We start from the raw sequence: 17,332 nt of genomic DNA, 5'->3' as shown, positions 1-17,332 counted from the left end.
TGCGCCTTCCCGATCGCGCGGACCCGGCGCGACAAGGCGTCGCGCCCTTCCGTCAGCGGAGCGGTTGCTCCCACGTGACGGTCCCGCCCATAAAGGCGCCTTCATCGTCACAGAGGGGGCCCTGATCGATGCGCCGCACCACCCGTATTCCGTCCTTCGCCGCAGCCGCGCTGATCGCCGCCGCCGGTCTGAGCGTCGCCGTCCCGGCCGAGGCGCAATCGCGCCGCGCCGCGCCCGTCGCAGAGCGTTCCGATTGGCCCGCCCGCGCCGCCCCGGCTCAGGCGCGCGCCGTGACCTTCGCCGCCGCTGCTGCGCCGTCTGGCTCCCTGGTCCTGCCTCTGGCGTCGGAGGCTGAGCTCAACGCGCGCGGCGCGTCCCTGGACGCCGCCACGCGTCAGGCGATCGCCTCGGCCATCAGCGCCGCCCGCTTCGACTATAAGCCCCGCCAGACCCTGAACCTGCACGGCGTCGGCGGCTGGGATCGCATCCTGATCGTGGGTCTCGGCGAAACGCCGAAAGCCGCCGACATCCAGACCGCCGGGATCGTCGCCGGCCGCGCCCTGAACAGCCAGCCCGGCGCCCTGACGGCCCTGGCGACCGGCCTGTCGGCGGATATGGCGTCGGAGCTGGCGACGGGGCTGGGCATCGGCCACTACCGCTCGGACCTCTATGTCACCACCGGCCGCGACCGTCCGGTGCCCGGCGCCCTGACCGTGGTGGCCGACGACGTTGGCAATGCTCAGGCGCACTATCGTCGCGGCGCGGCTCTGGTCGAGGCCATGGCCTGGACCCGCGACGTGTCCAATGAACCGGCCAACGTCATCTATCCAGAGACCTTCGTCGAGCGCGCCCGCGCCGCCTTCGCCGGCGTGCCGGGGGTCGAGATCACCGTGCTGGACGTGCCGGCGATGCAGCGGCTGGGCATGGGCGCCATCCTCGGCTCGGGTCAGGGATCGGCCCGTCCGCCGCGTATGCTGGCCGTGCATTATCGCGGTCAGGGCGCGCCGTCGGCAGGGCCGGTGGCCCTGTTGGGCAAGGGCATCACCTTCGATTCCGGCGGCATCTCGCTGAAGCCCGGTTCGGGCATGGGCAATATGAAGATGGACATGTCCGGCGCCGCCAGCGTCGTCGGCGCCGTCCTGGCCCTGGCCAAGGGTGGAGCGCCGGTGGACGTGGTCGCCGTCGCCGCCCTGTCGGAAAACATGCCGGGCGGCAACGCCATCCGCCCCGCCGACGTCCTGACCGCCATGAACGGCAAGACCATCGAGATCGTCTCGACCGACGCCGAGGGCCGTCTGGTGCTGGCCGACGCCGTGGTCTGGGCCGACACGACGATGAACCCGGCCGCCATCGTCGATGTGGCCACCCTGACCGGCTCGGTCGGCGGCGCACTGGGCGGCGACTATGCGGGCCTGTTCAGCCGTCACGACGCCCTGGCCGATCAGCTGAAGACGGCGGGCGAGGCGACGGGCGAAACCCTGTGGCAGTTGCCGCTGCACCCCTCCTATGTGCGGGCCACATCTTCGACCATCGCCGATATCAAGAACTCGGGCGACGGCGGCGCGGGCGCGGGCACCGGCGCCCACTTCATCGGCTATTTCGCGCGGCCCGAGACGCCCTGGGCGCACCTGGACATCGCCAACATGGCCTTCGGCGGCGCCAATGACGTCAAGCCGGCCGGTTCGGCGGGCTACAGCGTCCGTCTGCTGGAGCGCTTCGTGCGCGACTTCCAGCCGGTGGCCAAGGAGAAGGGCACGGGCGGCTACTAAAGCCGCCCCCAGCCTCAGCCCTCCTTGATGGCGACGATCTCGACCGACTGGCCCGCGACCGTCGCCTCATCCCCCTCGCGCCGGCCCATCAGGGCCTGGGCCAGGGGCGAGACGTGGCTGACGCTGCTCTGGGCGGGATCGGCCTCGTCCTCGCCGACGATGCGCCAGGTCTGGGTGCGGCCATCCTCGCGCACGATCGTCACCGTATCGCCGAAGCGGACCTGGCCGTCCGGCGGCGCCTCGACCAGCTGGGCCGTGCTGCGCCGCGCCGACCAGTAGCGCAGGTCGCGCGTCGCCCTCGCCATGGCGGTGCGGTCGGCCTCGATGGAGCCCGCCGCCTGAGCCGCCGTATAGGCCGCCCGCGCGGCCGCCAGTTCGGCCTCGATCTGGGCCAGCCCTTGCGGGGTGACGAGGTTGGGATGCGGCGAAATCGGCCGGTCCGGCAGGTCCGCCGCCGTGGCTTCCAGATCTTCTTCTCGGGTAAAGGCGACGCTCATGACCATCAACATAGGCCCCGGCGCCCATTCCCGCTAGGAAGGCGGCGATGACGCCCTCCCCTTCCACAGTCGCCGTGATCGGCGCCGGTCCCGCCGGGCTGATGGCCGCCGAACGCCTGGCGCAGGCGGGCCTGCGCGTGGTCGTGCACGAGCGCATGCCCTCGGTCGCCCGCAAGCTGCTGATGGCCGGGCGCGGCGGGTTGAACCTGACCCATTCGGAACCGCTCGCGCCGTTCCTGAACCGCTACGATGCCGCCGCGCAGGCCCGCATCAAGGGCTGGCTGGACGCCTTTTCGCCCGCCGACCTGATCGAATGGGTCGAGGGGCTGGGCCAGCCCACCTTCACCGGTTCGTCCGGTCGGGTGTTCCCGAAAGCGATGAAGGCCTCTCCCCTGCTGCGCGCCTGGCTGGGGCGGCTGGAAGGGCTGGGCGTCGAGGTCCGTACCCGCTCGCACTGGACCGGCTGGCAGGGCGAGGCCCTGATGTTCGACACGCCCGAGGGCGAGCGGATCGAGCGCCCCGACGCCGTGATTCTGGCCATGGGCGGCGCCAGCTGGGCGAAGCTGGGCTCGGACGCAGCGTGGGTTCCGACGCTGGAGCAGGCGGGCGCCGAAGTGGCCGCCTTCCGGCCCGCCAATGTCGGCTTTGACGTCGCGTGGTCGCCGATCTTCGGCGACCGCTTCGCCGGAACGCCGCTGAAAGGGATAGCGCTGACGCACCAAGGCCGCACCGTGCGCGGCGAGGCCATGATCGCCGCCTATGGGATCGAAGGCGGCGGCGTCTACGCCCTGTCGGCTGCATTGCGCGCGGCGGTGGAGCGCGACGGATCGACCGCGCTGACGCTCGATCTTCGGCCCGACCTAAGCGTCGAAGCGCTGACCCAGCGCCTGTCGAAACCGCGCGGCAAGGACAGTCTGTCGAACTGGCTGCGCAAGGCCGCGCGGCTGGACGCGGCCGCTGTCGCCCTGTTGCGCGAAGGCGGCCCCCTGCCCGCCGACCCCGCCGAACTGGCCGCCCGGATCAAGGGCCTCGCCCTGGCCCTGACCGGGGTTCAGGGCCTGAGCCGCGCCATCTCCTCGGCCGGGGGCGTGACGCTGGACTCGGTGGACGAGCGGCTGATGCTGAAAGCGCGGCCCGGCGTCTTTGCCGCGGGCGAAATGCTGGACTGGGAGGCGCCGACCGGCGGCTATCTGCTGCAGGCCTCCTTCGCCTCAGGCGTCGTCGCGGCCGACGCCGTGCGCGCCTGGCTGGACGGACGCTGAAGCCTTTCGGGGTCGACAGCGGCGCCCTCAGGGGGCAGCGTGGCGCGACCCTCCCAGATGTCGAGCCCGCCCATGACCCTCGCCCGTTCCGCCGCCGTCGGCCTGATCGCCGCCCTGATGTGTTCGACTTCTGCGCTGGCTCAAGCCGGCGCCCAGCCCGGCCGCGTCGACCCGGCCCGGCTGAACGAAGCGACCCGCATGCTGGCTTCCGACGCGTTCGAGGGCCGCGCCCCGGTCACGCCTGGCGAGGACCGCACCATCGAATGGCTGAGCCAGCAGTTCCAGGCGCTCGGTCTCGAGCCCGGCGGCCCGAACGGCTCGTGGGTTCAGGTCGCCCAGGTCAGCCGCACCAGCCAGGACGGCCCCGCCGCCATCAGCGTGTCCGCCAAGGGCCGCACGACCGAGCTTCAGCGCGCCAAGGACGTGATCGTCTCGTCCGACCGGCCGGTGGAGCGCATCAGCCTGACCGATGCGCCGCTGGTCTTCGTCGGCTATGGCGTAGATGCGCCCGAGCGCGGCTGGGACGACTACAAGGGCGTCGATCTGACCGGCAAGATCATGCTGGTCCTGGTCAACGACCCGGACTTCGGCGCGCTCGAAGGCCATCCGGTCGCGGGCAAGTTCGACGGTCAGGCCATGACCTTCTATGGCCGCTGGACCTATAAGTTCCAGGTCGCGGCGGCGCATGGGGCGGCGGGCGTCCTGGTCATCCACGACACGCCGGGCGCGGGCTATCCCTGGTCGACGCTGGAGAATTCCTCGACCGCGCCCAAGTTCGACATCGTCCGCGCCGCCCCGGACAAGGAGCGCGTGGCGGCTCAAGGGTGGATTCAGGGCGCCGTCGCCGAACAGCTGTTCAAGGACGCCGGGCTGGACTTCGCCGCCCTGAAGGATCAGGCGCGCACGCCGGACTTCCGCCCCGTGGCGCTGGACGGGGTGACCATGTCCATCGACTTCGGCCAGAAGGCCGATCGGGTCGAGACGCGCAACGTCATCGGCCGTCTGCCCGGAACGAAATACCCCGACGAGACGGTCATGTTCGGCGCCCACTGGGACGCCTATGGCCGCGCGACGCCCAAGAACGGCGACGACATCTATAACGGCGCCGTGGACAATGCGACGGGCGTGGCCGGGATCATGGAGATCGCCCGCCTGTTCGCCGAGGGGCCGCGCCCCGAGCGCTCGACCGTCTTCATCAGCTGGGCGGCGGAAGAAACCGGTCTGCTTGGCGCCGAATACTACGCCGCCAATCCGGTCTGGCCGCTGGAGACGACGGTCGCCAACATCAACATGGACAGCCTGCTGCCCGGGACCGAGATCGACCCCAACATCGTCGTCATCGGCGCGGGCAAGAATGATCTGGACGACCGGCTGGCGGTTCTGGCCGCGCGCGAGGGACGCCGCCTGATCCCCGACCCAGCGCCGCACGCGGGGGCCTTCTATCGCTCTGACCACTTCCCGCTGGCGAGGAAGGGCGTGCCCGCGCTGTTCGCCGCCGCCGGCTTCACAGGCCACAACGAAGCCAGCCGCGATTACGTCGCCAACCGCTATCATCAGCCGACGGACGAATGGACGCCGGACTGGAAGATGGACGCCGCCGCCGCCGATGTTCAGCTGCTGTACGAAGTCGGCCGCGACCTGGCCAACTCGCGCGACTGGCCCGCGTGGAAGCCGGGCGACGAGTTCGAAGGCGCCCGCAACGCCTCGGCGTCGTCTCGGAAGTGACCCGCAGCCGCCAAAGCGCTAGACCGCACCCATGACCAGCCTCCCCGACCTCCACGGCGTCTGCCCGCCGCGTTTCAATGCGGTGAAGGACGCCTTCGCCGCCAACTTCACTGACGCGCCCGAAGGGCTGAACGAACTGGCCGCGCGTTTCAGCGTGACCATCGACGGCGAGGTGGCGGTGGACCTGTGGGCCGGGTCGGCTGATCTGGCGGGGACCAGGCCTTTCGCCGAGGACACGCTGGTCCCGGTCTTCTCGACCGGCAAGGCGGTGATGGCCCTGATGATCGCGCGCTGCGTCGACAGGGGGCTGCTGTCCTATGAGGACCGGGTCGCCGACCACTGGCCCGCCTTCGGCGCGGCCGGCAAGGACCAGCTGACCGTCGGCCAGATGATGAGCCACCAGTCCGGCCTGCCGGGCTTTTCCGACGGCGTGGAGCCGGCCATCTGGTTCGACCGTCAGGCGGTGCTCGACAGACTGGCGGCCCAGACGCCGCTGTGGGCGCCGGGCGCGGCGTCCGGCTATCACCCGATCACCATCGGCTATCTGGCGGGCGAGCTGTTCCGCATCGTCGACGGCCGGACCATGGGTACGGCCCTGCGCGAAGATTTCGCCCCGCCGTTCGATCTGGACCTTTGGATCGGCCTGCCCGAGGCCGAGCACGGCCGCGTGGCCCAACTGCGCAAGCCCGCCGCGGCGCCGGACCTCGGCGCCATCGACGCGGTCAAGAAGGCCGCCTTCCTGGATCGCGGCTCGGCGCCCGGCGGACGCGGCTCGACCGAGTGGCGGATGGCGGAGATTCCGTCGGCCAATCTGCACGCCACGGCCAAGGATCTGGCGCGGATGATGTCCGTCGTCGCCACCGGCGGCGCGCTCGACCATCGGGCGGTGCTGTCGGAGGAAACGCTCGCCCAGGCCACGCGCGAGCGCATCCACGGACCGGACAAGGTGCTGCCCTTCGACATGAGCTGGGCGGCGGGCTTCACCCGCAATCAGGGCCTGAACATCTTCGGCCCCAACCCCGAGGCGGTCGGCCACTGCGGCTGGGGCGGGTCGATGGCGTTCGCCGACCAGGCGGCGGGGGTATCGGCCGCCTATGTCATGACGCGCCAGTCGCCGCATCTGATCGGCGATCCGCGCGCGTTGAGGCTGATCGAGGCTCTTTACGGCGCGCTCTGAATCTTGATCCGCTCATCCCGGCGGACGCCGGGATCCAGTGAGAGCCACAAACACACGCTTCCGCATTATCCGGGCGCGCCAAACGCTCTCGGTCGAGAAAGAAGCCAAAGGACTGGATCCCGGCGTCCGCCGGGATGAGCGGGGTATAGGCGCGGCCCTCTAGGCCTCCGGCCCCCAGGCCAGTTGATCATGCACGATCAGCCAGCCGTCGACCGTGCGGCGCAGGATGCGGGTGAACAGGCCGCGATGGGTCTTGCCGCCGCGCGTCATCACCGCCCGACCTGAAACCACCGCCGTATTGACGTCGAACTGCATGGTCTCGAACCACTCATAGGACAGCGTCCCCAGCCCGCCGGGCTCGGCCGCGCGGGCGTCCAGCGCCGCGCGCACGCTGTCGGGCCCCTTCAGCGGGGTGTCGCCCAGGAAGACCAGCAGCGGCTCGTCGTGGACATAGGTGGCCATGACCGCGTCGACCTGCCCCGAGGTCCAGGCGGCGGCGGCCGCGTCCAGGGCGTCGCTGACAGCGTCGAAGGTCTCGGCCGTGGTCGGCGGCGCGGCGACGGTCGCCGGGGCGCCGGGGGCGGCGGACGGGGCGGCCTCGCGGGCGACCCCCGCGCGGGCGGTGCGGATCACGTCGTCGCCTCCGCCAAGGGCGCCGCTGCTTTGAGCGCAGGCGGAGGTCCCCCCGGCGATCAGCACGGACACGGCGAGGGCGGAGAGCAGGCGGGAGCGGATCATCATCCCCCTCTCTTTAGGACGGGACGACGCCAGACCTCAACGCGCCGGCGGCGGATTCTCGCCGATGGCGTCCATCCGGTCCTCGGCCGGGTCGTCCAGCAGACCGGGTTCAGGCGCGACAATGGTCTCGGCCGTGGCGGAGGCGCGGCGCACCTTCAGAACGGCGCCGACCGCGAAGACGGCCACGGCGATCCAGATGAAGACGAAGGACGCGATGCGCAGCGGCCCCAGAGCCTCGCCCTGAAGCGCGCCGATGATGAAGACGATGGTCGGCGCCAGAAACTGCAGGAAACCCATGCTGGACAGGGGCATCCGCCGCGCCGCCCAGGCGAACAGGGCCAGGGGGATGACCGTCGCCGGTCCGGCGAACAGAAGCCAGAAGACCGAACCGGCCGACTGGGTGAAGTGGCCTGCGCCGCTGGTTTCGATGTGGATCAGCCAGATCAGCCCCGGCAGGGCCAGCAGCAGGCACTCCAGAAAGAGGCCCGTCTGGGCGTCGACCGAGACGCGTTTGCGGATGACGCCATAGGCCGCGAACGTCAGCGCCAGGATGATGGACACCCAGGGCGCATGACCCAGGGCGATGGTCTGCAGCAGCACCCCGACCGCCGCCAGAGCCATGGCGATCTTTCCGGCCCAGTCGATCTTCTCGCGGAACAGCCAGGCGCCCGCCGCCATGTTCAACAGCGGGTTCAGATAGTAGCCGAGCGATGCGTCCAGCGTCCGCCCGTTGTTCACGGCGATGATGTAGGTGGTCCAGTTGCCGGCGATCAGCACAGCGGATAGGGCCAGCCATCCCAGCACCTTCGGCTGGCGCAGCACGGCCATGACCTGCGTCCACTGGCGCGACAGCATGACCAGCAGCGCGGCCCAGACCAGGCCCCAGACGGCCCGGTGCCCCATGATCTCCCAGGCGTCCGCCCCCTGCTGGCCCATCTGCTGGAACACCAGGGGCACGAACCCCCAGATCAGGTAGCAGAATACGCCCGCCCCCAGGGCGGCGCGGGCTTCGGACGCAGGAGGAGCAGACGACGCGCTCACGCTGGAAACCTTTCGATCCCCGCCGCATCGCCGAGGCGGCGGGGTCATGGAGTGCTCAAACCGCCCTCAAGCAGCCTCGCGCCGCGCGCGAGGCGTTAGGGCTTCTTAGACCGTCAAAGTGCGATAGCCGCTCGACGGGGTGATGACGCCGGTCTCGTCCAGCAGTTGGGCGATCTGCACGGCGTTCAGGGCCGCGCCCTTGCGCAGGTTGTCGGACACCACCCAGAACGACAGGCCGTGCTCGACGGTCGGGTCCTTGCGGATGCGCGACACATAGACGGCGTGCTCGCCCGCCGCGTCGACCGGGGTGATGTAGCCGTCGTGTTCCTGCTTATCGATGACCTGGACGCCGGGCGCCTCGCGCAGGATTTCGCGCGCCTCGTCCGGCGCGATCGGACGGTCGAACTCGACCGTCACCGCTTCGGAGTGCCCGACGAAGACCGGCACGCGCACGCAGGTGACGGTCAGCTTGATCGAGGGATCGAGCATCTTGTGCGTCTCCTCCCACATCTTGGCCTCTTCGTCGGTATAGCCGTCGTCGCGGAACGAGCCGATGTAGGGGATGACGTTGAAGGCGATCTGCTTGGGGAACTTCTTGGGCGTGGCGTCGCCCAGGCCGTAGATGGCCTTGGTCTGGTTCCACAGCTCGTCCATGCCTTCCTTACCGGCGCCCGACACGGACTGGTAGGTCGAGACGACGACGCGCTTGATCTTGGCCGCGTCGTGCAGCGGCTTGAGCGCCACCACCAGTTGGGCGGTCGAGCAGTTGGGGTTGGCGACGATGTTCTTCTTGCGCGCCAGCTTGGCGTCGTCCGGGTTCACTTCCGGCACGATCAGCGGCACGTCCGGGTCCTGGCGGAAGGCCGAGGAGTTGTCGATGACGATGGGGCCGGCCTTGCCGATCTTCTCGGACCACTCGCGCGACACCGCGCCGCCGGCGCTCATCAGCACCAGGTCGACGCTGGAGAAGTCGAACTGTTCGATGTCCTCGCACTTGATGGTGCGATCGCCGAAGGAGACCTCGACGCCCTTGGATTTTCGGGAGGCGATCGCGTGCATTTTCTCGACGGGAAAGTTCAGTTCTTCGAGAATGGCCAGAATTTCCCGGCCGACATTGCCGGTGGCGCCTACGACGGCGACGCGATAGCCCATGATGAAATCATCCTTTGTACGGGGGCGTTTGGGAGAAACGCTTCTGCATTTGGGTCCTTCGCAGCCGTGAAGCAACCGGAATCCTCCAAATCGACGCCGGAAACGGCGACCGCCTTTCCCCGGCCCTGTCGGGGGGCTATCTGCTGGGCATGACCTCCCGCATCCGCAACGCCTACGACATCCGCGTGGAAGAAGGCGTGATCACGCCCGAGCCGGCCCAGGCCGCCCTGATCGGCGCGCTTGAACGGCTGGAGACCGACCTGTCGAAGAAGGGGCTGTTCGGCGCCCAGCCGGCCGTGCGCGGCATCTACATCTGGGGCCCGCCCGGACGCGGCAAGTCCATGCTGATGGACCTCTTCTATTCCTCGACGCCCGAGCAGAAGAAGGTGCGGGCCCACTTCCACGCCTTCATGGCGCGCATCCACGACCTGGTGAAACAGTGGCGCGACGGCACGGCGCGCAGCCGCAAGGAGGTGTTTGGGACCAGCCGGGGCGACGACCCCATTCCGCCGATCGCCGCCCTGATCGCCTCCGAGGCCCGGCTGCTGTGCTTCGACGAGTTGCAGGTCACGGACATCGCCGACGCCATGATCCTGGGCCGTCTGTTCGAGGCCCTGTTCGAGAAGAAGGTGGTGCTGGCCGTCACCTCGAACCGCGCGCCCGAAGACCTCTACAAGAACGGCATCAACCGCCAGCTCTTCCTGCCCTTCATCGACATCCTCCGTCAGCGCTGCGACGTAGTCGAGACGGCCGGCGCCCGCGACTTCCGCCTGGACCGCATGGCCGGGGCCAAGGTCTGGTTCTCGCCGCTGGACGCCGAGGCGCGGCAGGGCTTCGAGACCCTGTGGTCGGACCTGAAGGGCGGCGAGACGGAGGAGCCCATCGCCCTGCCGGTGCTCGGCCGCGAGGTGAAGCTGGAGCGTACGGTCGGCGCCATGGCGCGCGCGACCTTTGACGAGCTATGCGGCCGCCCGCTGGGGCCGCAGGACTATCTGGCCGTCGCCCGGCGCTTCCACACCCTGTTCCTGGCTGACGTGCCCCTGCTCAGCCCGGCCAACCACCACGAGGCGCGCCGTCTGGTGACGCTGGTGGACGCCCTCTACGAGGCCAGGACCCGCCTGGTCGTCCTGGCCCAAGCCGCTCCGGAGGCCCTCTATGTCGAAGGCGTCGGCGCCTTCGAGTTCGAGCGGACGGTGTCGCGCTTCAACGAGATGCAGAGCGAGGACTGGCTGGAGCAGCGCCAGGAAGCCGAGGCGGCCTGAGCCTCCCCCTTCCGCTCATCCCGGCCGAAACGCAGCCCCCCATCCTCCGTCATCCTCGGGCTTGACCCGAGGATCGGGCCATCCACCTGTTCGCGGCGTCCTATAGCCCGCGCCCTGTCCGCCCTCCCGCCCGCTGAACGCTCGATCCTCGGGTCAAGCCCGAGGATGACGGCGAGGCAGGGGTCAACGCAGGTGGGCGAACACGCCCACGAAAAAGGGCCGCACTCGGAAATGCGGCCCTTCTCATTTTTAGTCCGGCCGCGGTCAGAAGGCGTCGCCTTCTCGACCCGACGCGGCCTGATTGGCGCTCAAGCAGCGCGGCTCCGCGAGCCGCGCGATAGCGCCCGCCGGCCTTAGGCCAGCGAGGAGTCGATATCCTTACAGGCCTGGATCAGGCCCTGGACCGAGGCGACCGACTTGGCGAACATCGCCTTCTCATCGTCGTTGGTGGTGAACTCGACGATCTTCTCGACGCCGTTCGCGCCGATCATCGCCGGAACGCCGACGTAGAGGTCCGACAGGCCGTACTCGCCCGACAGCCAGACGGCGCACGGCAGGACGCGCTTCTGGTCCAGCAGGTAGGACTTGGCCATGGCGATGGCGGATTCAGCCGGGGCGTAGAAGGCCGAGCCGGTCTTCAGCAGGGCGACGATCTCGCCGCCGCCCTTGCGGGTGCGCTCGACGATGGCGTCCAGGTCGGCCTGGCTCAGGAAGCCCGCCGCGACGGCGTCCGGCAGCGGCAGGCCGCCGACCGTCGAGTGGCGCACCATCGGCACCATGTCGTCGCCGTGGCCGCCCAGGGTCCAGGCGTGGATGTCCTGCACCGACACGCCGGTCTTTTCAGCCAGGAAATAGGCGAAGCGGGCCGAGTCCAGCACGCCGGCCATGCCGATGACCTTCTCCTTGGGCAGGCCCGAGAACTTCTGCAGGGCCCAGACCATGGCGTCGAGCGGGTTGGTGATGCAGATGACGAAGGCGTTGGGCGCGTGCTGCTTGATGCCCTCGCCGACGGCCTTCATCACTTTCAGATTGATGCCGATCAGATCGTCGCGGCTCATGCCCGGCTTGCGCGGCACGCCGGCGGTGACGATGCAGACGTCGGCGCCCGCGATGTCGGCGTAGTCGTTGGCGCCCTTCAGGGCCACGTCCTGACCGAAGACGGCCGAGGCTTCAGCGATGTCGAGGGCTTTGCCTTGCGGCGTGCCTTCGGCGATGTCGAACAGGATGACGTCGCCCAGCGCTTCGCGCGCGGCCACATGGGCCAGGGTTCCGCCGATCATTCCGGCGCCGATGAGGGCGATCTTCGCGCGAGCCATTCAGGTCTCTCCAGTCGATATTGCGTGTGCGAAACGGTAGTCGCTGGAACGGCGGTCTAGACCTGTCGGCGGGTCGCGGCAAGCGTTCGGGGATACGGCTTTCGTCGTTGCGCCCCCCGCCGGCGGCTGTCACGGTTCCCCATGATCTCGCCTTTAGACTTCCGCGCCGATCCCGCCTTTGAGGCGGCCTCCGTCTTCGCCGCCGACTGGCCGCTGTGCCAGATCCGCTTTCAGGACGACGCCCGTTTCCCGTGGTTGATCCTGCTGCCCCGCGTGGCCGGGGCGGTGGAACTTGAGGATCTGTCGCCGGACCAGCGCGCCCTGCTCACCGAAGAAATCGTGCGGGCCGGGGCCTTGGTGCGCGAACTGGGCGCTCTGCGCGATCAACCGGCGGACAAGCTGAACGTCGCCGCCCTGGGCAATGTCACCGCCCAGCTTCACATTCACGTGGTCGGGCGTCGCCGTGACGATCCGCTGTGGCCTGACCCGGTCTGGGGGCGGCCGGGGGCGGTTCCGTGCACGACGGCGACGCGCCAAACGGCGCTGTCGCATATCGCGGCCTTTTGATTGGCGTTCGCAGGCAGAACTTGACGGGAATCGGCCCGCTTCGTTGACACCCCCCCGTCCGCGTCACTAAAGCCTGTTGCACTGCAATCCGGCCCTGAAATTCCTCGGGTTTTTTGAGAATCATTCGCATGTCGAACACTCCCCCGGCTGCGGGCGAAACTGGCGACCGGACGGGCCGCTACGTCCGTCACCCCAACGGGCACGTCGCACCGATGTCGCCCTTCACCGATATCTGGCGCTGGCACATGACCATGGTCGCGTCGATCCTGTTCCGCGTCACCATCGGCGCGGCCAGCGTGGGCGCGGTCCTGCTGCTGGGCTGGGTCGCCGCCGCCGCCTCGGGGCCGGACGCCTTCGCCTCGGTCGCCGCCGTCTCGGGCTCGCCGTTCGGCCTGTTCATCTGGTTCGGCCTGACGTGGGTGCTGTTCTCCTTCCTGCTGAACGGCGCCCGCCACCTGATCAACGACGCGGGTCGCGGCCTGACCATCAAGTCGGCCAACCTGCTGGCTCAGATCGCCGTCTGGGGCCCGATCGTCCTGGCCGTCCTGTTCTGGGTCGTGCTGTTCGCTGCTGGAAAGGTTTCGCTGTGAGCGCCGCCCCCAAGTTCAAGAACAATGTGAAAATCTCCGAGCGTCACGGCGCCTCGGAATGGAAAGTCGAGAAGCTGGCGCTGCTGGCCCTGATGCCGCTGGGCCTGTGGGTCCTGTCGTCGGGCTTCACCCTGGCGGGCGCCGATTACGGCGCGGTCGTCGCCTGGTTCGGCAGCACGCTGAACGCCGGGCTTGCGGCCGTGACGGCGGCGGTCTTCTGCCTGTTCGCCAGCCTGGCCTGGAAGGTGATCATCGAGGACTACCTCCCCGCCGGTTCCCGCTCCGGCCTGATCCTGGTTTCGAACCTGGTCTTCCTCGTGCTGGCGGCCGCCAGCATCTTCTTCATCGTGCGTCTGGCGCTGGGCTCGGCCCCGCTGCCGGCCGGAGTCTGATCCGCCATGGCTGCTTACGAGCTTATTGATCACGAATACGACGTCGTCGTCGTCGGCGCCGGCGGCTCGGGCCTGCGCGCGGCCCTCGGCGCCGCCCAGCAGGGCCTGAAGGTCGCCTGCGTCACCAAGGTCTTCCCGACCCGCTCGCATACCGTGGCGGCGCAAGGCGGCATCTCCGCTTCGCTGGGCAACATGGGCGAGGACAGCTGGCAGTGGCACATGTACGACACCGTCAAGGGGTCGGACTGGCTGGGCGACCAGGACGCCATCGAATACCTGGTCCGCAACGCGCCCCAGGCCGTCTATGAGCTGGAACACTGGGGCGTGCCCTTCAGCCGCACCGACGAAGGCAAGATCTATCAGCGCGCCTTCGGCGGCATGACCCGCAACTTCGGCGAAGGCCCGGTGCAGCGCACCTGCGCCGCCGCCGACCGCACCGGTCACGCCATCCTGCACACCCTGTACGGCCAGTCGGTCCGCCGGGAAGTGAAGTTCTTCGTCGAATACTTCGCCCTGGACCTGATCATGCAGGACGGCGCCTGCACCGGCGTCACCGCGCTTCAGCTCGACACCGGCCAGCTGCACCAGTTCCGCGCCAAGATGGTGGTGCTGGCGACCGGCGGTTACGGCCGCGCCTATTTCTCGGCCACCTCGGCCCACACCTGCACCGGCGACGGCAACGCCATGGTGCTGCGCGCCGGCCTGCCGCTGCAGGACATGGAGTTCGTGCAGTTCCACCCGACCGGCATCTACGGCGCCGGCTGCCTGATCACCGAAGGCGCACGCGGCGAGGGCGGCTACCTGACCAACTCCGAAGGCGAGCGCTTCATGGAGCGCTATGCGCCGACTGTGAAGGACCTGGCCCCGCGCGACATGGTCAGTCGCTCCATGACCATCGAAATCCGCGAAGGCCGCGGCGTGGGCCCGAACAAGGACCACATCTTCCTGCACCTGGATCACCTTGATCCGGCCGTGCTGCACGCGCGCCTGCCGGGCATCTCGGAATCGGCCAAGATCTTCGCCGGCGTGGATGTGACCAAGGAGCCGATCCCGGTCATTCCGACCGTCCACTACAACATGGGCGGCATCCCGACGAACTATCACGGCGAGGTGCTGACCCTGCGCGACGGCAACCCCGACAGCGTGGTGCCGGGCCTGATGGCCGTGGGCGAGGCGGGCTGCGTCTCGGTGCACGGCGCCAACCGCCTGGGCTCCAACTCCTTGACCGACCTGGTGGTGTTCGGCCGCGCCGTCGGCCTGCGCTGCGGCGAGGTCGTGGACAAGAACTCGGCCGTGCCTTCGGCCTCCAAGGCCCAGACCGACCAGCACATCGCGCGCCTGGACCGCTTCCGCAACGCCTCGGGTTCGACCCCGACCGCTCACCTGCGTCTAGACATGCAGCGCGCCATGCAGGCCGACGCGGCCGTGTTCCGCACCGGCAAGACCCTTGAAGAAGGCGTGGCCAAGCTGCGCTCGATCGAGGCCGCCGGCGCCGACATCAAGACCACGGATCGCGGCCTGATCTGGAACACCGACCTAGTCGAGACGCTGGAATACGACAACCTGATCTCGCAGGCGCTGGTGACCATCGAAGGCGCGCTGAACCGCACTGAATCGCGCGGCGCCCACGCCCGCGAGGACTTCCCCGACCGCGACGACGAGAACTGGATGAAGCACACCCTGGCGTGGAAGCGTCCGGGCGAGGGCGTCCAGATCGATTATCGCCCGGTGCACAAATACACGATGACCGACGAGGTCTCTTACATCGAGCCCCGGGCTCGGGTGTACTAAGGAGGATTGCAGATGGTTCAGCTCAACCTCCCGCGGGGCTCCAAGCCCACGACCGGCAAGGTCCACAAGGCCCCGGCCGGCGCGAAGAACGTCAAGACCTACAAGGTCTATCGCTACGACCCGGAAACGGACGCCGATCCGCGCTGGGACGTCTATGAGGTCTCGGCCGACGATCACGGCCCGATGCTTCTGGACGCCCTGATCCACATCAAGAACGAGATCGACCCCACCCTGTCGTTCCGCCGTTCGTGCCGTGAAGGCATCTGCGGCTCGTGCTCGATGAACGTCGACGGCCGCAACGCCCTGGCCTGCACCAAGGGCTGGGCCGAGTGCTCGTCGCACAACATCACCATCGCCCCCCTGCCCCACCAGCCGGTGGTGAAGGACCTGGTGACGGACCTGTCGCTGTTCTACGCCCAGTACGACTCCATCCAGCCCTACCTCCAGTCCGACCTGCCGGACCCGGAGAAGGAGCGCCTGCAATCGCCGGAAGACCGCGAAAAGCTGGACGGCCTTTACGAGTGCATCCTGTGCGCCTGCTGCTCGACCTCGTGCCCGAGCTACTGGTGGAACCAGGAAGAATACCTCGGCCCGGCGGCCCTGCTGCAGTCCTATCGCTGGATCGCCGACAGCCGTGACGACGCCACCCAGAAGCGCCTCGACGACCTCGAGGACCCCTTCAAGCTGTATCGCTGCCACACGATCATGAACTGCGCCCAGGTCTGCCCCAAGGGGCTGAACCCGGCCAAGGCGATCGCCGAGACCAAGAAGCTGATGGTCTCGCCGTCGCGCAAGAAGACCGCCGCCTGATCCAGCCGATCAGGCTAAAACTGAAAGCCCCCGGCGCCGCTGACGCCGGGGGTTTTTACTGACCGCCTTGTCCCGAGGCTTGCCAAGCCTGCATCCAGGGTTAAGACCGCTTCCATGCCCAAGATCACCTACATCGAGCACGACGGGACCGAGCATACGGTCGAGGTCAAGAAGGGCCTGTCCGTCATGGAAGGCGCAATCCGCAACAATGTGCCGGGCATCGACGCCGATTGCGGCGGGGCCTGCGCCTGCGCCACCTGCCATGTCTATGTCGACCCCGACTTCGCCGCCGAGACGGGCCGTCCCTCGGCGATGGAGGAGTCCATGCTGGACTTCGCCGAGAACGTGGAGCCGAACAGCCGCCTGTCCTGCCAGATCCGCGTCACCGACGATCTGGACGGCCTGATCGTCCGCCTGCCGCAAAGCCAGCACTGACATGATCGACGCCCGGCTGCTGGACGCGGTCGGGTCTCTGGTCGCGGCCCACGCGCGGCCGGACCACATCCCTCTGATCGGGATCGCGGGGGCCCAGGGCTCCGGCAAAACGACACTGGCGCGGGCTGCCGCCGACCGGATGGGCGCCGCGCACCTGTCGCTGGACGACGTCTATCTGACGAAGACGGAGCGCCAGGCCCTCGCCCGAGACGTCCACCCGCTGTTCGCCGTGCGCGGCCCGCCCGGCACGCACGACCTGGCCTTGCTGGAGGCCGCAGTCGCCGCCCTGCGCGCCGCCGGGCCGGACAGCCGCACGCCGCTGCCCGCCTTCGACAAGCTGGCCGATGATCGCGCGCCGGAAGCATCATGGCCCGTGTTTGCGGGCCGCCCGTCGGCGGTGTTGATCGACGGCTGGAGTCTGGGCGCGATGCCGCAGGCGGGGACGGATCTGACCCTTCCGGTCAACGCTCTGGAGGCCGAGCAGGATGTCCAGGGCCGATGGCGCACCGCCGCCAACGCCGCCCTCGCCGGTCCCTACGCCCAGTCCTTCGCCGGGGTCGACGCCATGCTGTTCCTGAAGGCGCCGTCCTTCGATGCCGTGCTGGACTGGCGCTGCGAACAGGAGGCCGGTCTGATGGGTCTGCCCCCGGCCGAGCTGCCAGCTGAACGGCGCGCCGGACTGGCCGTCTTCATCCAGCATTTCGAGCGCATCACCCGTCATATGCTGGCCGGCGGGGTGCGGGCGGATATGACGGTTACGCTGGATAGGCAGCGTCGTCCCTTCTCCCCTTGAGGGAGAAGGTGGGCG

Annotated in this window: 17 protein-coding genes; 12 read left to right on the top strand and 5 right to left on the bottom strand. The window is 69.0% G+C overall.

Annotation, left to right across the window (positions count from 1 at the left end):
- The first annotated feature begins 128 nt into the window (after positions 1-128).
- Positions 129-1,769 carry a leucyl aminopeptidase family protein gene (locus ACLBV5_RS08890; protein ID WP_447605434.1) on the top strand — a complete coding sequence of 547 codons (1,641 nt, stop codon included), beginning with the start codon at positions 129-131 and terminating at the stop codon, positions 1,767-1,769.
- A 14-nt stretch (positions 1,770-1,783) separates the two neighbouring features.
- Here ACLBV5_RS08890 and greA read toward each other — a convergent pair whose 3' ends face one another.
- The gene (gene greA, locus ACLBV5_RS08885) at positions 1,784-2,266 is read right to left on the bottom strand and encodes a transcription elongation factor GreA (RefSeq protein ID WP_447605433.1); all 483 of its coding nucleotides are present in this window, start codon (positions 2,264-2,266) and stop codon (positions 1,784-1,786) included.
- Between the two features lie 47 nt (positions 2,267-2,313).
- On the opposite strand from greA, the gene ACLBV5_RS08880 reads away from it, so the two are divergent.
- The 3 genes from ACLBV5_RS08880 to ACLBV5_RS08870 all read left to right on the top strand — a co-directional run bounded on the left by ACLBV5_RS08880 (position 2,314) and on the right by ACLBV5_RS08870 (position 6,430).
- Positions 2,314-3,528: an NAD(P)/FAD-dependent oxidoreductase gene (locus ACLBV5_RS08880; protein ID WP_447605432.1), complete on the top strand. Its 1,215-nt coding sequence runs from the start codon at positions 2,314-2,316 to the stop codon at positions 3,526-3,528.
- 72 nt (positions 3,529-3,600) lie between these two features.
- Positions 3,601-5,253 (top strand): M28 family peptidase, encoded by a 1,653-nt coding sequence (locus ACLBV5_RS08875; RefSeq protein ID WP_447605431.1) that lies wholly within the window; start codon positions 3,601-3,603, stop codon positions 5,251-5,253.
- 31 nt (positions 5,254-5,284) lie between these two features.
- Positions 5,285-6,430, top strand: a complete 1,146-nt coding sequence (locus ACLBV5_RS08870; protein WP_447605430.1) for a serine hydrolase domain-containing protein — start codon at positions 5,285-5,287, stop codon at positions 6,428-6,430.
- Between the two features lie 159 nt (positions 6,431-6,589).
- On the opposite strand, the gene ACLBV5_RS08865 is transcribed toward ACLBV5_RS08870, so the two are convergent.
- From ACLBV5_RS08865 to ACLBV5_RS08855, 3 genes are all read right to left on the bottom strand, one after another.
- Positions 6,590-7,171 carry a YybH family protein gene (locus ACLBV5_RS08865; RefSeq protein ID WP_134582004.1) on the bottom strand — a complete coding sequence of 194 codons (582 nt, stop codon included), beginning with the start codon at positions 7,169-7,171 and terminating at the stop codon, positions 6,590-6,592.
- 33 nt (positions 7,172-7,204) lie between these two features.
- On the bottom strand, positions 7,205-8,209 hold the full coding sequence (rarD, locus tag ACLBV5_RS08860) for an EamA family transporter RarD (protein ID WP_134582003.1): 1,005 nt from the start codon (positions 8,207-8,209) through the stop codon (positions 7,205-7,207).
- A gap of 105 nt (positions 8,210-8,314) precedes the next feature.
- A complete protein-coding gene (locus ACLBV5_RS08855; protein WP_025976505.1) occupies positions 8,315-9,361 on the bottom strand; it encodes an aspartate-semialdehyde dehydrogenase in 1,047 nt (348 codons plus the stop codon).
- Between the two features lie 149 nt (positions 9,362-9,510).
- On the opposite strand from ACLBV5_RS08855, the gene zapE reads away from it, so the two are divergent.
- Positions 9,511-10,623, top strand: coding sequence for a cell division protein ZapE (gene zapE / locus ACLBV5_RS08850; protein ID WP_303704945.1), 1,113 nt, complete (start codon positions 9,511-9,513; stop codon positions 10,621-10,623).
- A gap of 353 nt (positions 10,624-10,976) precedes the next feature.
- Here zapE and mdh read toward each other — a convergent pair whose 3' ends face one another.
- Positions 10,977-11,939, bottom strand: a complete 963-nt coding sequence (gene mdh / locus ACLBV5_RS08845; RefSeq protein ID WP_253120966.1) for a malate dehydrogenase — start codon at positions 11,937-11,939, stop codon at positions 10,977-10,979.
- Positions 11,940-12,080: 141 nt separating this feature from the next.
- Between mdh and ACLBV5_RS08840 the strand changes: the two genes are divergently transcribed.
- The 7 genes from ACLBV5_RS08840 (at position 12,081) to ACLBV5_RS08810 (ending at position 17,317) form a co-directional block, all read left to right on the top strand.
- The gene (locus tag ACLBV5_RS08840) at positions 12,081-12,506 is read left to right on the top strand and encodes an HIT domain-containing protein (protein ID WP_134582000.1); all 426 of its coding nucleotides are present in this window, start codon (positions 12,081-12,083) and stop codon (positions 12,504-12,506) included.
- A gap of 128 nt (positions 12,507-12,634) precedes the next feature.
- A complete protein-coding gene (gene sdhC / locus ACLBV5_RS08835; RefSeq protein WP_312444813.1) occupies positions 12,635-13,096 on the top strand; it encodes a succinate dehydrogenase, cytochrome b556 subunit in 462 nt (153 codons plus the stop codon).
- Positions 13,093-13,488, top strand: a complete 396-nt coding sequence (locus ACLBV5_RS08830) for a succinate dehydrogenase, hydrophobic membrane anchor protein (protein ID WP_447605429.1) — start codon at positions 13,093-13,095, stop codon at positions 13,486-13,488. The genes sdhC and ACLBV5_RS08830 overlap by 4 nt, the downstream gene beginning before the upstream one ends.
- A 6-nt stretch (positions 13,489-13,494) precedes the next feature.
- The gene (gene sdhA / locus ACLBV5_RS08825) at positions 13,495-15,279 is read left to right on the top strand and encodes a succinate dehydrogenase flavoprotein subunit (protein ID WP_025976499.1); all 1,785 of its coding nucleotides are present in this window, start codon (positions 13,495-13,497) and stop codon (positions 15,277-15,279) included.
- A gap of 12 nt (positions 15,280-15,291) precedes the next feature.
- The gene (locus ACLBV5_RS08820) at positions 15,292-16,089 is read left to right on the top strand and encodes a succinate dehydrogenase iron-sulfur subunit (RefSeq protein WP_024354433.1); all 798 of its coding nucleotides are present in this window, start codon (positions 15,292-15,294) and stop codon (positions 16,087-16,089) included.
- Positions 16,090-16,203: 114 nt separating this feature from the next.
- Positions 16,204-16,524 (top strand): 2Fe-2S iron-sulfur cluster-binding protein, encoded by a 321-nt coding sequence (locus ACLBV5_RS08815; RefSeq protein WP_024354432.1) that lies wholly within the window; start codon positions 16,204-16,206, stop codon positions 16,522-16,524.
- Position 16,525: 1 nt separating this feature from the next.
- Entirely contained in the window at positions 16,526-17,317 is a 792-nt protein-coding gene (locus ACLBV5_RS08810; protein WP_447605428.1) for a kinase, read from the top strand.
- Positions 17,318-17,332: the final 15 nt, after the last annotated feature.

It is taken from the genome of Brevundimonas sp. M1A4_2e (genome assembly GCF_053345555.1).
Note: the sequence above shows the minus strand (reverse complement) of the source record. Positions and strands in the feature narration are given on the sequence as shown.

What these genes read in the sequence shown, in the direction of transcription:
- ACLBV5_RS08855 (WP_025976505.1), bottom strand. Translation starts at nt 9,361, where the DNA reads ATGGGCTATCGCGTCGCCGTCGTAGGCGCCACCGGCAATGTCGGCCGG.
- ACLBV5_RS08810 (WP_447605428.1), top strand. Translation starts at nt 16,526, where the DNA reads ATGATCGACGCCCGGCTGCTGGACGCGGTCGGGTCTCTGGTCGCGGCC.
- ACLBV5_RS08890 (WP_447605434.1), top strand. Translation starts at nt 129, where the DNA reads ATGCGCCGCACCACCCGTATTCCGTCCTTCGCCGCAGCCGCGCTGATC.
- ACLBV5_RS08820 (WP_024354433.1), top strand. Translation starts at nt 15,292, where the DNA reads ATGGTTCAGCTCAACCTCCCGCGGGGCTCCAAGCCCACGACCGGCAAG.
- sdhC (WP_312444813.1), top strand. Translation starts at nt 12,635, where the DNA reads ATGTCGAACACTCCCCCGGCTGCGGGCGAAACTGGCGACCGGACGGGC.
- sdhA (WP_025976499.1), top strand. Translation starts at nt 13,495, where the DNA reads ATGGCTGCTTACGAGCTTATTGATCACGAATACGACGTCGTCGTCGTC.
- ACLBV5_RS08865 (WP_134582004.1), bottom strand. Translation starts at nt 7,171, where the DNA reads ATGATGATCCGCTCCCGCCTGCTCTCCGCCCTCGCCGTGTCCGTGCTG.
- ACLBV5_RS08815 (WP_024354432.1), top strand. Translation starts at nt 16,204, where the DNA reads ATGCCCAAGATCACCTACATCGAGCACGACGGGACCGAGCATACGGTC.
- ACLBV5_RS08880 (WP_447605432.1), top strand. Translation starts at nt 2,314, where the DNA reads ATGACGCCCTCCCCTTCCACAGTCGCCGTGATCGGCGCCGGTCCCGCC.
- ACLBV5_RS08840 (WP_134582000.1), top strand. Translation starts at nt 12,081, where the DNA reads ATGATCTCGCCTTTAGACTTCCGCGCCGATCCCGCCTTTGAGGCGGCC.
- zapE (WP_303704945.1), top strand. Translation starts at nt 9,511, where the DNA reads ATGACCTCCCGCATCCGCAACGCCTACGACATCCGCGTGGAAGAAGGC.
- mdh (WP_253120966.1), bottom strand. Translation starts at nt 11,939, where the DNA reads ATGGCTCGCGCGAAGATCGCCCTCATCGGCGCCGGAATGATCGGCGGA.
- greA (WP_447605433.1), bottom strand. Translation starts at nt 2,266, where the DNA reads ATGAGCGTCGCCTTTACCCGAGAAGAAGATCTGGAAGCCACGGCGGCG.
- ACLBV5_RS08870 (WP_447605430.1), top strand. Translation starts at nt 5,285, where the DNA reads ATGACCAGCCTCCCCGACCTCCACGGCGTCTGCCCGCCGCGTTTCAAT.
- ACLBV5_RS08875 (WP_447605431.1), top strand. Translation starts at nt 3,601, where the DNA reads ATGACCCTCGCCCGTTCCGCCGCCGTCGGCCTGATCGCCGCCCTGATG.